The 11,741-nt window shown below is 69.9% G+C and carries 12 protein-coding genes; 4 read left to right on the forward strand and 8 right to left on the reverse strand.

Annotated elements, in window-relative coordinates:
- Positions 1-17: 17 nt before the first annotated feature.
- Both EZH22_RS17350 and EZH22_RS17355 read right to left on the reverse strand, forming a co-directional pair.
- A complete protein-coding gene (locus EZH22_RS17350; protein WP_203191775.1) occupies positions 18-1,220 on the reverse strand; it encodes an ABC transporter substrate-binding protein in 1,203 nt (400 codons plus the stop codon).
- Between the two features lie 71 nt (positions 1,221-1,291).
- Positions 1,292-2,101 (reverse strand): SDR family NAD(P)-dependent oxidoreductase, encoded by an 810-nt coding sequence (locus EZH22_RS17355; protein ID WP_203191776.1) that lies wholly within the window; start codon positions 2,099-2,101, stop codon positions 1,292-1,294.
- Positions 2,102-2,486: 385 nt separating this feature from the next.
- Between EZH22_RS17355 and EZH22_RS17360 the strand changes: the two genes are divergently transcribed.
- Together EZH22_RS17360 and EZH22_RS17365 are read left to right on the forward strand one after the other, a co-directional pair.
- Entirely contained in the window at positions 2,487-3,044 is a 558-nt protein-coding gene (locus EZH22_RS17360) for a LuxR family transcriptional regulator (RefSeq protein ID WP_203191777.1), read from the forward strand.
- A gap of 77 nt (positions 3,045-3,121) precedes the next feature.
- Positions 3,122-3,574 carry a DUF6790 family protein gene (locus tag EZH22_RS17365; RefSeq protein ID WP_203191778.1) on the forward strand — a complete coding sequence of 151 codons (453 nt, stop codon included), beginning with the start codon at positions 3,122-3,124 and terminating at the stop codon, positions 3,572-3,574.
- Between the two features lie 4 nt (positions 3,575-3,578).
- On the opposite strand, the gene EZH22_RS17370 is transcribed toward EZH22_RS17365, so the two are convergent.
- The 3 genes from EZH22_RS17370 to EZH22_RS17380 form a co-directional block, all read right to left on the reverse strand.
- Entirely contained in the window at positions 3,579-4,073 is a 495-nt protein-coding gene (locus EZH22_RS17370; RefSeq protein WP_203191779.1) for a GNAT family N-acetyltransferase, read from the reverse strand.
- Between the two features lie 309 nt (positions 4,074-4,382).
- Positions 4,383-5,570, reverse strand: coding sequence for an FAD-dependent monooxygenase (locus EZH22_RS17375; RefSeq protein ID WP_203191780.1), 1,188 nt, complete (start codon positions 5,568-5,570; stop codon positions 4,383-4,385).
- Positions 5,571-5,616: 46 nt separating this feature from the next.
- A complete protein-coding gene (locus EZH22_RS17380; RefSeq protein ID WP_203191781.1) occupies positions 5,617-5,877 on the reverse strand; it encodes a zinc-finger domain-containing protein in 261 nt (86 codons plus the stop codon).
- Between the two features lie 465 nt (positions 5,878-6,342).
- Between EZH22_RS17380 and EZH22_RS17385 the strand changes: the two genes are divergently transcribed.
- On the forward strand, positions 6,343-8,142 hold the full coding sequence (locus EZH22_RS17385; RefSeq protein ID WP_203191782.1) for an ABC transporter ATP-binding protein: 1,800 nt from the start codon (positions 6,343-6,345) through the stop codon (positions 8,140-8,142).
- Between the two features lie 134 nt (positions 8,143-8,276).
- Here the strand turns inward: EZH22_RS17385 and EZH22_RS17390 are convergent, their stop codons facing one another.
- The 3 genes from EZH22_RS17390 to EZH22_RS17400 form a co-directional block, all read right to left on the reverse strand.
- Positions 8,277-8,486: a DUF3126 family protein gene (locus EZH22_RS17390; RefSeq protein WP_203191783.1), complete on the reverse strand. Its 210-nt coding sequence runs from the start codon at positions 8,484-8,486 to the stop codon at positions 8,277-8,279.
- A gap of 82 nt (positions 8,487-8,568) precedes the next feature.
- A complete protein-coding gene (cysE, locus tag EZH22_RS17395; protein ID WP_231711020.1) occupies positions 8,569-9,453 on the reverse strand; it encodes a serine O-acetyltransferase in 885 nt (294 codons plus the stop codon).
- A gap of 77 nt (positions 9,454-9,530) precedes the next feature.
- Positions 9,531-10,283 (reverse strand): alpha/beta fold hydrolase, encoded by a 753-nt coding sequence (locus EZH22_RS17400; RefSeq protein WP_203191784.1) that lies wholly within the window; start codon positions 10,281-10,283, stop codon positions 9,531-9,533.
- 259 nt (positions 10,284-10,542) lie between these two features.
- On the opposite strand from EZH22_RS17400, the gene EZH22_RS17405 reads away from it, so the two are divergent.
- Positions 10,543-11,643 (forward strand): hypothetical protein, encoded by a 1,101-nt coding sequence (locus tag EZH22_RS17405; RefSeq protein ID WP_203191785.1) that lies wholly within the window; start codon positions 10,543-10,545, stop codon positions 11,641-11,643.
- Positions 11,644-11,741 lie beyond the last annotated feature (98 nt).

Raw genomic sequence — 11,741 nt, forward strand, 5'->3', positions numbered from 1 at the left:
GCCCGGCCTCGCCTGTCCTACTTCACCAGCGGGCAACCACCATCGGCCAGCGGGCGGAAGGCCTCGTTGGCGGGGATCGTCGCCACGAGCTCGTACAGGTCCCACGGCCCCTTGGAGTCGGCCGGCTTCTTCACCTTGAACAGGTACATGGGATGGGTCGCGCGGCCGTCGATGCGCACCTCGCCCTTGCCGAACAGCGGATCGTCGATGGGGGTGGCGCGCATCTGCGCCATCACCTTCGGCGCATCCTTCGTGTTGGCAGCCTTTACGGCGTCCAGGTAGTGCATGGCGCTAGAGTACACGCCGGCCTGCGAGCTCGTCGGCATCTTGCCACCGAACTTGTCGGCGAAGCGCTTGGAGAAGGCGCGGGTCTGGTCGTTGAGGTCCCAGTAGAAAGCCTCGGTGAGCAGCAGGCCCTGCGCCGCCTTCAGCCCCATGGCCTTCACGTCGCTGGAAAAGATCAGCAGGCCGGCGAGCGACTGGCCGCCCTCGACGATGCCGAACTCGGAGGCCTGCTTGATGGCGTTGATGAGGTCGCCGCCGGCATTGGCGAGGCCAATGACCTTGGCGCCGGACGACTGCGCCTGCAGCAGGAAGGAGGAGAAGTCGGTGGCGCTGAGCGGGTGCTTCACGCTGCCGGCGACCTTGCCGCCCGCATTCTTCACGGCCGCGGCCGCATCACGCTCCAGCGCCGCGCCGAAGGCGTAGTCGGCGGTGATGAAGAACCAGGGCGAGCCACCCTGCTTGGTGATAGCCGATCCGGTTCCGTTGGCCAGCGCCCAGGTGTCGTAGGTCCAATGCACGGTGTTGGGCGAGCACTTGGCGCCGGTGAGGTCCGAGCTGCCGCCGCCGGAGACGAGGAAGATCTTGTTCTTCTCGCGCGTCACGTCATTGACCGCCAGCGCCACCGAGGAGGTGGTGGTGTCCATGATGACGTCGACATTCTCCTGATCGTACCACTTGCGGGCGATGGCGGAGCCGACGTCCGGCTTGTTCTGGTGATCGGCGCCGACCACCTCCACCTTGACGCCCTTGTTCTTGGCCATGAAGTCGTCGGCCGCCATCTGCGCGGCCACCACCGAGCCGGGGCCGGAAATGTCGGCATAGACGCCGGACATGTCGTTGAGCACGCCGAGCTTCACCGCGATGTCTTCGGCGTGGGCGGTGCCGGCCATGAGGCCGCACACGGCGGCGGCGGCCAGGAACTTGCCAATCTTCATGAAGTCCTCCCTCTCGCGTCCTTGTTGAACGGATCGCCGCGAAAACTACGACGTTCGTCGCACGGCGTCTCTTAGACCATTTTCAGGGTGACGCCGCCGTCGACCACCAGATCGAGGCCGGTGACGTACCGGGATTCGTCGCTGGCCAGGAACAGCGCGGCGTAGGCCACGTCCCAGGCGGTGCCCATGTGGCCCATGGGGACCTGGGCGTCGCGGGCCTTCCACATGGCCTCCACGTCGCCAGGGGCGGCGTAGCTCTGCGCGAGGCCCGTCGACTTCTCCACCATGGGCGTCTTCATCAGGCCCGGCAGGATGCAGTTCACGCGGATGTGCTTGGCCGCGTATTCCACGGCGGTGGTGCGCGACAGGTGGTTCATGGCCGCCTTGGTCGCGTAGTAGGTGGAGTAGGGCACGCCGGTCCAGCGGATGGAGGCGATGGAGGAGATGTTGATGATGGATCCGCCACCCTGGCGCTCCATCACCGGAATGACATGCTTCATGGCGAGGTAGCAGCTCTTCAGGTTCACCGCGAACATGCGGTCCCACACCTCTTCCTTGAGCTCCACGACCCCGCCGACCTCGGCCAGCCCCACATTGTTGTCCAGCACGTCGATGCGGCCGTAGCGATCGAGGCAGGCGGCAACGAAGCCGGCGATCTCCTCGCCCTTCGAGACGTCCGCATGGAACGCCTCCGCCGAACCGCCCTCGCCGCGGATGATCTCCACGGTCTCGGCCGCCGCCGCCGCGTTCACGTCCACGCAGAGCACGTTCGCTCCCTCACGGGCGAACAGAACGGCGGTGGCCTTGCCGTTGCCCCAGCCGGGGCCGACCGAGCCCGCGCCCACCACGATCGCCGTCTTGCCTGAAAGCCGCTGCGCCATCGCGCTTCTCCCTTTTGTCCGTGTTGTGTCGTGCCGATGCCTGCGCAGGCGGCGTCACGCCCTCGCGGTCGCCTGCCTCGCGGCGATTTCGGCGCGCGCCGCCATGCTCCGGCTGGTGCTGAAAATGCTGTTGCGCCGTTCGACCCGCCGCCGGCGGGAGATGGTCACGACCGGCCTTCCGCCGCGATGCGCGGATGACGGTGCGATGCGGCACGGCGGCCGCAATGGTTTGGCGTCATGTGTCCTTCCCTTGCAGGAGCCGAGCTCCCCGGCGCGCCGGTTGGCCGGCGTCGCGTCGCTGATGCTTGGCGTTCACGTAAGCTCGGGTGACAGCGCCGCCGCAATGCGTAGAATCACGCAATTCGGTTTCGGCGAGAGGCGGCGCGTGAGCTTCGAGGGTGGCGAACTGGTGCTGGGCTTCCGCATGGCCCCCGTGGCGCTGGCCTTGTCCAAGCACCGCATCATCCATGCGTGCAACGACGCCTTCGCCACGCTGTTCCGGCGGGAGGTGGAGATGCTCACCGGCCGCTCGCTGGCGCAGATCTATCCCTGTGTCGACGACTTTGCCGCTGTGGTGGACCGCTGGATGGCGCCGCTGCGGGAGCGAGGCCTTTTCGCCGACGAGCGCTTCATGAAGCGGAGCGACGGCGAGATCTTCTGGTGCCGTGTCGCCGGGCAGACCCTGACGCCGGCCGATCCGCTGGCGCTGGCGGTCTGGAGCTTCACCGAGCTGCCCACCCCGGTCCATCTCGATGGCGCCCTCTCGCGCCGCGAGCGGGATGTGGCCTGCCATGTGGCGCGGGGGCGCACGAGCAAGGAGATCGCCAAGCTGCTCGGCCTGTCGCCGCGCACGGTGGAGGGCCATCGCCTGCGCCTCATGCGCAAGCTCCAGGTGCGCAATGCGGCCGAGCTGAATGCACTTGTCGAGGCCCGGCTCGTCTGAGGCGCATTTTCGACGCCGGCCTCTGCCTTCGCGGCCCAGGGCCTGTAGCATGCGCCGGCCTCTGGAGCGCTGTTCCCATGTATCTCGCCGTCGTCCTGCTCACCATGCTCGTGCTCCCCCTCGCGTCCACGGTGGCGGAGCTCACTGTCGCCGGCGGGGCGCCGCTCATGGTCGCCGGACGCTGGTTCGTGGTGTGGGGCATCGGCGCACGGCTGCTGTCGGCGGGCGTGAGCCAGATGGTGCGGCCGCAATTCACCGCGGGCATGCTCGGTATCGAGGACCCGCGAGCGCAGATCGTGGTCCGCGAGCTGGGCTTCGCCAACACCGCCATGGGTGTCGTCGGCTTCCTGGCGCTGCCTGTCCCGGCCTTCGCCGTGCCCGGGGCGGTGGCGGGCGCCATCTTCCTGGGGCTCGCCGGCATGGGCCATGTGTTCAATGCCGAACGCAGCCGGAAGGAGATCATCGCCATGGTCTCCGATCTCGGCCTCGCCTTGCTCCTCGCGCTTTATCTGGTCGTCCGCACCCTGTGACGGCTCAGGCGCCGACCATCCCGCCCACGCCGGCGAATGCGCCCTCGGCGAGTTCGGCGACCAGGAAGCGGGCGGGATCCACCGGGCCCGGAAGGGTGACAAGGCCGGTGGGAATCCGCCGGAAGCCGAAGCGGGCATAATAGGGCTCGTCGCCCACCAGGATCACCAGCCGGTGGCCCGCCGCCTTCGCCGCCTCGAGCGCCACGTCCATGAGGCGGGCGCCGATGCCCACCGACTGGAAGGGCGGCTCCACCGTGAGCGGGCCGAGCAGGAGCGCGGGGGTCGTGCCGATATGCACCTGCGTGAGGCGCAGCGAGCCCACCAGCATGTTGCCCACCCGCGCCGTGTAGGACAGCGTGCGCTCGTGCGGCGTCTGCTCGCGGATGCGGAAAGCCGTGCGGGCAAACCGACCGGGGCCGAAGGTGCGCTCGTGCAGCTTGTCGATGTCGCGGTCATCGGCCGCCGTCTCGACGGCGATGGACAGGGGAAGCTCGGTCATGGGGCTCGTTTCGCGGGCAGGGCAGAGGGCCCGCGCGCGGATTTCGGTCGTGGACCGGGCGTGGGCGCGGGCGTCAGGCGGGCAGGGCACAGCGTGCGCAGATGCGCAGCACGTCCTGTCGTCGTCGCTGAAGCCGGATCGCCATGAGTTCCTCACGAGAATGGGGCGGGCCGATACCATGCCCGCCCGGCAAGGTCCAGTGGGTGTGGCGGGCGAGCTTGGCGAGCGGGCGAAATCGGCACGACCTTGCCCCTGCCATGCCCGCTCCGGCAGGCCCCGTGAAGCGGATCCGGGCAAACCGGCCGGCGGCTACTGCTTGTAGATCCAGCCGTAGCGATCGAGGAGGCCGGCGCCCGAGCGGCGAAGCACCAGGTCCCGCGCGATGCGAGGCGGGCCTGACAGGTGGTAGACGAGGCCGTTGCGCCGCGCCTCGTTCTGGATGCGCGCGGTCCGCGCGCGGCGCTCCGCCTCGTAGGCGCGCAAGGCGGCGGCGGCGTCGGTTTCGCGGAGGATGGCGCTGGCGAGGCTGGCCGCATCCTCGATGGCCTGAGCCGCGCCCTGGGCGAGGAAGGGCAGCATGGCGTGGGCGGCGTCGCCCAGCAGGGTCACCCGTCCGGAGCCCCAGCGGGGCAGGGGATCGATGTCGTAGAGGCCCCAGCACAGGAAGTGCGGCGCGCTCTCCAGCAGGCTGCGCACCTCCGGCGCCCATCTGGCGAAGGCCGCGTGCACCGCGGCGCTGTCGCCGGGCGCGCTCCAGCGGGCCACGGGCTCCTCCTGCTTCACGATGGCGACGAGATTCAGCGTCGCGCCGCCCTTGACCGGATAGGCGACGAGATGAGCATCGGGGCCGAGGTAGAGCCGCACGTCGGGGGGATGCCGCGCCGGCACGGGAACCGTCGCCCGATAGGCGAGGCGGCGGGCGAAGACCGGCGGCCGGGCGACGCCGAGATGGGCACGCACCGCCGAGCGCACGCCGTCCGCCCCCACCAGGATATCGGCGCCGTGGGCGTAGAGGTTCCCGCCTTGCTTCACCACCGCCCGCACGCCGCCGAAGGCCGGCTCCACCGCCGTCAGGTCGGCGCCGAGGGCGATGATCACGCCCGCCTCGCGCGCCGCATCGGCGAGGAGGTTCTGGAGATCCGCCCGATGGACCACGAGGAAGGGCGCACCGTAGCGCGTGGTGGCGGGGCCGTAATGGGCGCGGGTGATGGTGGAGCCGCTGCGCCCGTCGCGTACATCCAGGGAGCGCGGCGTCACGGCCACGGCCTCGAGACGCGGCAGCAGGCCGAGATCGCGGATGATGCGGGTGGCGTTGGGGGTCAGCTGGAGGCCGGCGCCGACCTCCTTCAGCTTGCGGGCCTGCTCCACCACCTGCACGGTGAGGCCGGCGCGGCGCAGCGTGAGCGCGCAGGCAAGACCGCCGATCCCCGCGCCGACCACCACGGCGCTGCGCGCCGCGGGCCTGGGTTTCGGTCGAAAGGGTATGGGCTGGACCATGGTTTGCTCCGGCCTCGCATGCGGGGCCGGCGAACTCTCGTCTTGTTCAGGCGGCGGTGCGCGCCTCGGGATCGTCATGCCACACGCATTCCTCGGGTTTCGCCTCGCCGGCCGCGAGGGCCGGATTGTAGCGATAGAGCGTGGAGCAGTAGGGGCACACGTGCTCGGTGTCGTCGCCAAGGTCGATGAAGATGTGCGGGTGGTCGAAGGGTGGCTTCGCGCCGATGCACATGAACTCCTTGCTGCCCACCTCGATCAGCGTGACGCCGAGGTCGTTGCAGAAGTGGGGAATACCGGTGTCCGCCATGGTTCCGCCCGTGCGCGTTCAAAAAAGCGCCGCGACCTTAGCGTCTAGTGCGCCGCGGTGAAAGGCCCCGTCCCGCGGCAGATCGGCCGCATGGGAGGAGCCCCACCCTGCGCGAGCAGGGGGCCGGCCTCGACGGATCGTTCCGGCGCGGTTATCCTTGCGTCAGGTCCGAGAAGAGGGAGGGTCGTGTCGATGCATCACATCATGTCTGATGAGCCGTCCCTCGTGCGCGGCATGTTCCGGCGCACGCACCATACGGACGTGATCCCCAGGCGTCCTCGCCGCTAGGTCGGCCCATCCCGTAGCGCGCGAGATCCTCCCTGCGCCGGCGCCGCCCAAGGCGCAGGGCGGCGGCAGCTGCGCCTGCGATTGCCTTCCGACTCATCTCACGCGGCGCGTCCGGCGCCGCCTTCTCCTTGTCCGAACCAGGGACCGGCCCTGCGCCTTGCGTGGCCGGAACGTGTCATGTCGCTCTTTCAGGCTCACCGGCGCGGTGTGTCCATCCGTGCCGTCTTCGCTTTCCTGTTCTCCCACTGGCGCCGCCGCAAGGGCGTGATCGCCGCGACCATGGCGGCCGTGCTGGTCGCAACCGTGGCGGAGGTGTTCGTGCCCCTCTTCGCCGGACGGCTCATCGACGCCTTGTCGGGCGCCGACCGAGCGGTGGGCTGGCGCGCGGCCGTCGCGGCCTTCCTCGCCATCGTGGCGCTCGGGGCGGTGATGGTGAGCGCGCGCCACGTCACTTACGTCGTCATCGTGCGGCTCACCTTGCGCATGATGGCCGATGTGGCGGCGGATGCCTTCGCCCGGGTGCAGCGCTTCTCGGCGGACTGGCACGCCTCGACCTTCGCCGGCTCCACCGTGCGCAAGATCTCGCGCGGCATGTGGTCCCTCGACGTGCTGCACGACACGCTGCTCGTCGCGCTCCTGCCGTCGCTGGTGGCGCTCGCCGGCTCGGCCGTGCTGCTCGGCTGGCACTGGCCGGTGATGGGCGTGGTGGTGGCCGTGGGGGCGGTGGCGTTCGTGTCGCTGACACTTGCCCTGTCGCTCAACTACGTCGCTCCCGCCGCGCGCCTCTCCAATGCGTGGGATACCCGCGTGGGCGGCGTGCTGGCGGATGCGGTGGGCTGCAACGCCGTGGTGAAGGGCTTCGGCGCCGAAACCCGCGAGGAGGAGCGACTCGACCGGATGCTGGCCAAGTGGAACAGCCGCACGCTGCGCACCTGGATGGCGGGCACCTGGGCGGGCACGGCGCAGCTTCTGGCGCTGGTGGCGCTCCAGGCCTCCATCATCGGCACGGGGCTGTGGCTGTGGCAACGGGGCGAGGCGAGCGCGGGCGACATCGCCTATGTGCTCACCACCTACCTCGTCGTGCATTCCTACCTGCGCGACATCGGCATGCACGTGCACAATCTCCAGCGTTCGCTGAACGAGCTGGAGGAACTGGTGGAGATCCACCATCAGGGCGTCGCCATCGCCGATGCCAGCGACGCGGCGCCGGTGAAGGTGGAGGCGGGGCGCATCGCCTTCGAGCACGTCACCTTCCACTATGGCGGCCATACGAAGCCGCTCTACACCGACCTGTCCGTCGCCATCGAGGCCGGCGAGCGGGTGGGCCTCGTGGGCCATTCCGGCTCGGGCAAGACCACGTTCGTGAAGCTCATCCAGCGCATGCACGACGTGTCCGCCGGCCGGGTCACCGTGGACGGGCAGGACGTGCGCGGGGTCACCCAGGCCTCGCTCCGGCGGGCCATCGCGGTGGTGCAGCAGGAGCCGATCCTGTTCCACCGCTCGCTGAAGGAGAACATCGCCTATGCCAGGCCCGATGCCTCTTTCGCGGAGATCCGCCGGGCGGCGGAGCTCGCCAATGCGGCGGACTTCATCGAGCGCCTGCCCCGCGGCTACGGCACGCTGGTGGGCGAGCGGGGCGTGAAGCTCTCCGGCGGCGAGCGCCAGCGTGTCGCCATCGCCCGCGCCTTCCTGGCGAATGCGCCCATCCTGATCCTGGACGAGGCCACCTCCAGCCTGGACTCGGAGTCGGAGGCAGCCATCCAGGAGGCCATGGAGCGGCTGATGGTGGGGCGCACGACCCTCGTCATCGCCCACCGGCTGTCGACGGTGCGCTCGCTCGATCGCCTGCTGGTGTTCGACAAGGGGAGGATCGTGGAGGAGGGTGACCACGATGCCCTGGTGCGCCGGGAGGGCGGCCTCTACCGTCGCCTGTTCGAGCGTCAGGCGCAGGACCTGTCGCGGGGGCTGGCGGCGTGATGCGGGGCGGGGCGCACTCGGCGCGGCTCTCGTCCCCCTTCTCATCCCCCGCGCGTCCGGGGGATGTCTTTCGTCCGGAGGAGCCAAGGAGTGGACCGCGCCGGTCGCTCCCGCCGCTCACTCCAGGTCGCCGCTCACTCCAGGTCAATGTCGAGGATCGCCATGTTGAAATTGTACGAGAGCTCGCCGTCCTCCTCGTCCTTGGACAGGACGCCGATGGATTCTTCGCCGAGATAGACCTCTGCGGAATCCTTGGACCGGGGGAAGGCAACGATCTTGATCTGCGGATTGCCAAAGAGCGTCCGCAAATAGCGCTGAACGCGTTCGAGCTCGGTTTTGTCCAAGAGTGGTCTCCTCCACGGGAACGAAGGACCGCCTTATGGCGGCCGGGGCGCCCGCGTTCAAGTCGCCGCGGGGCCGGAGGCGTCAGATATCCGCACCGGCGAAGATATTGTCCTCGAACATCTGGTCCATGGAACGGGAAGGCTCGGCGCAGCCGGCCTCGCCCACCACCTTGGCGGGAATGCCGGCGACGGTGGTATTGCGCGGCACCGCCTTCAGCACCACCGAGCCGGCCGCCACGCGCGCGCAACGGCCGACCTCGATATTTCCCAGCACCTTCGCCCCGGCGCCGAGGAGCACGCCGCGGCGAATCTTCGGATGCCGGTCTCCGGTCTCCTTGCCGGTGCCGCCCAGGGTCACGCCCTGCAGGATGGAAACGTCGTCCTCGATGACCGCGGTCATGCCGATGACGACGCCGGTGGCATGGTCGAGGAAGATGCCACGGCCCAGGGGAACCTGGGGGTGAATATCCACGGAATAGACCGAGGAGGCGCGGCTCTGCAGGTAGAGCGCGAAGTCGCGCTGGCCGTTTTCCCACAGGAAGTGGGCGAGGCGGTGCGTCTGGATGGCGTGGAAGCCCTTGAAATACAGCACCGGCTCCAGGGTGCGGGTGGCCGCCGGGTCGCGGTCCACCACCGCCAGGATGTCGGCGCGCAGGGCCTGGGAGATGGTCTTGTCGCGGAGGATGGCTTCCAGCCAGGCGGCGCGGATGGCGCTGCCCGGCACGTCCTGATGGTCAAGCCGGGCGGCGATGCGTTCGCCGATCACCGCCTCGAGGGTCGGCTGGCCGAGCACGGCGCCGGTGAGGAAGCCGGCGAGCACGGGCTCGCGCTCCGCCGCCTCCTCGGCCTCGTTGCGCAGGCGCGCCCAAACCGGATCGACCACGTCGTGCCAGCGCTCCGTCCCGACCTTGGTGAGCTTCGGAGCAAACTCTTCAGCCAGGGAAACGGGCATGGGTGACTGCGGCATTCCTGCCTCCTGCGATCTCGAACTTGACCCCTTTCTAGCACAAGCGGAGGGAAGGGGAGAGGTTCCGGCAACGCATGTCAGGGCCGTCGCGCCAGGAAATCGAGAGCCCCCGCCTTGAACACCTTGTCGCCCACCGCCGGGTTGTGGTCGCGGTTGGGAATGTCGAGCAGCGTTCCGTCCGGCAGCAGGTCCACCAGCGGCTGGGCGGCCCCGGCGACCGCGTCGCGGGTGCCGACGGCCACCAGGACCGGCTGGAAGATGCGCGCCACTTCCTCGCGGGTGAGCACCTGCCGGGAGCCACGGATGCAGGCCGCGAGCGCCATCAGGTCGGCCTTGTTGGCTTCGGCGAAGGCGCGGAACATGCGGCCCATGGGGTCCTGGACGTCGTCGAGGCGCGGCGCCTCCAGCGCTTCGGCGATGGACTGGGGCAGGCCCACGCCGTCCACCAGGTGGATGCCGAGCCCGCCCAGGATCAGCGAGCGCACCGCCTGCGGGAACAGCAGCGCCATCTGGGCGCCGACACGGGCGCCCATGGAATAGCCGATCACATCCGCCCGCTCGATGCCGAGATGATCGAGGAGGCGCTTGGCGTCCTCCGCCATCAGGCGGGTGTGGTACTGCGCCGGCTCGTAGAGCTTCTCGGACTGGCCGTGGCCGCGATGGTCGAAGCCGATCGCCCGGTAGCCGGCGTCCAGCAGGGTCCTGGTCCAGGACGGGCCGACCCAGTTGATCTCCTTCGAGGAGGCAAAGCCGTGGATCAGCAGGACCGGATCGCCCGCGCCGGTGTCGAAATAGGCGATGTCGACACCGGCGGAATCGAAATGAGGCATGACGGATCTTCTCGGGGCACGATGGGGGCGGGTGCCTTGGGCGTGGCGGGGAAACTAGAAGGTCCCCCGGACCCTGCCAATCCTGATCTTGATACCTCGTTGCGCGCGCCCGCCATGCCATATCCCGGGGGATGAGCCGGCTCGGCGGCAAGGTCGCGCGCGGCCTGAGCGGCCGCGGCGAAGCGTTGCTCCGCCAGCGCGCCGGCATCGGCCGGCAGGGCGGGGGCGCAGGCGCGGCGGGGTGAGGGAGGCTTTCGCCATGCGCCTTGCGGCTCCCGCCTCGCTCCCGCTTGCCACGGCGGTTTCCGCGCCACATGCGGCGGGCGCAGGCAACGCAGAAGGAATTGAGCGAGGAAACGAGGGCGAGGGCGTAGGCCGCCGCGACGATGGCCCCCCAGATGAGGTGGAACAGGGCGCCGGTGATGGCGATGGCACCCCGCCCCAGCGTCTTCAGGATGGCGAGGGTCTGGGCGCCCTTGGCGTCGGCGAGGCGGGCGACGCGGGAGAGGTCGCGCCCGCCCTCCGCCACCTTCAGCCCCTCCAGCGCCGCGCGGGTCCCGGCCTTGGCCTGGATGCGACCGGCGTCGCTCAGCATGCGGGTGAGGCCGGCGGCGCGGTCGCCGCGCACCAGGGCCTTGAGGGCCGCGCCGTCCACCGCCGCCGGGCTGGCGGCGAGGCGGCGCAGGGCGGTGAAGTCGACGCTTTCCCGCACCGCGCGGGTAAAGCTGCGGGCCAGCGATGCGGACAGCCGCCCGGTGTGCCTGGCCACCTTCACCAGCGAAATGCCGATGCGCACCGGCAGGCTCGCCCCCAGGGTGGCGTAGGTGCCGGCCGAGACGGCGAGGCCCACGGCGGAGAGGCCGAGGATGAGCTCGTCCACATCCTCGCCGCGGGCGAATTTCAGCCCCTCGCGGCCGGCGTCGCGGATGTCGCCCCACACCATGAGGTCGCTTGCCGCCGCCCCCGCGAGACCCGCGAGGTCCTGCGGCTGGCCGGTGACGAAGCCGAGGCCGAACTCCTTCGCCGAGCGCAGGGTCTGCGCCGCCGTGCTGTTGGTGGCGGCGACCTTCGCCCGCAGATCGGAGGGCACGGAAAGGCCGCGTGCGTCAGCGAGCGCCAGGAAGGAAGCGGCCAGCGCCGCGTCGTCGTCGGCGAGCGCCGTCTCGATGCCGCGGCGGGCATCTTCCGCCGGGAAGCCGGAAAGGCCGAGGTCGGCCAGCGTGGCGGGATCATCCCGCGCCCCGACGAGCTTGATGCTCTCCTTGGCCAGCGGCAGCAGGAAGGGCGTGCCGGCGAGGAGGGTCATGAAGAGCGTGAGCAATGCGAGGATGCGGGCCATGGTGATTGCCGGAAAACCTGACACGCCTTTGTGGCGATCGGAAAGCAAAGGGCCGGTCGGCAACCGGATGGCGGGGCCATTGTCCCGAGATCGTGTTCGCCGTTCCGGCGCCGGAGCCG

Origin of the sequence: Xanthobacter dioxanivorans (assembly GCF_016807805.1) — a bacterium.
In the GTDB taxonomy this organism is placed as follows: domain Bacteria; phylum Pseudomonadota; class Alphaproteobacteria; order Rhizobiales; family Xanthobacteraceae; genus Xanthobacter; species Xanthobacter dioxanivorans.

What these genes read in the sequence shown, in the direction of transcription:
- EZH22_RS17350 (WP_203191775.1), bottom strand. Translation starts at nt 1,220, where the DNA reads ATGAAGATTGGCAAGTTCCTGGCCGCCGCCGCCGTGTGCGGCCTCATG.
- EZH22_RS17355 (WP_203191776.1), bottom strand. Translation starts at nt 2,101, where the DNA reads ATGGCGCAGCGGCTTTCAGGCAAGACGGCGATCGTGGTGGGCGCGGGC.
- EZH22_RS17365 (WP_203191778.1), top strand. Translation starts at nt 3,122, where the DNA reads ATGTATCTCGCCGTCGTCCTGCTCACCATGCTCGTGCTCCCCCTCGCG.
- EZH22_RS17370 (WP_203191779.1), bottom strand. Translation starts at nt 4,073, where the DNA reads ATGACCGAGCTTCCCCTGTCCATCGCCGTCGAGACGGCGGCCGATGAC.
- EZH22_RS17375 (WP_203191780.1), bottom strand. Translation starts at nt 5,570, where the DNA reads ATGGTCCAGCCCATACCCTTTCGACCGAAACCCAGGCCCGCGGCGCGC.
- EZH22_RS17380 (WP_203191781.1), bottom strand. Translation starts at nt 5,877, where the DNA reads ATGGCGGACACCGGTATTCCCCACTTCTGCAACGACCTCGGCGTCACG.
- EZH22_RS17385 (WP_203191782.1), top strand. Translation starts at nt 6,343, where the DNA reads ATGTCGCTCTTTCAGGCTCACCGGCGCGGTGTGTCCATCCGTGCCGTC.
- cysE (WP_231711020.1), bottom strand. Translation starts at nt 9,453, where the DNA reads ATGCCGCAGTCACCCATGCCCGTTTCCCTGGCTGAAGAGTTTGCTCCG.
- EZH22_RS17400 (WP_203191784.1), bottom strand. Translation starts at nt 10,283, where the DNA reads ATGCCTCATTTCGATTCCGCCGGTGTCGACATCGCCTATTTCGACACC.
- EZH22_RS17405 (WP_203191785.1), top strand. Translation starts at nt 10,543, where the DNA reads ATGCGCCTTGCGGCTCCCGCCTCGCTCCCGCTTGCCACGGCGGTTTCC.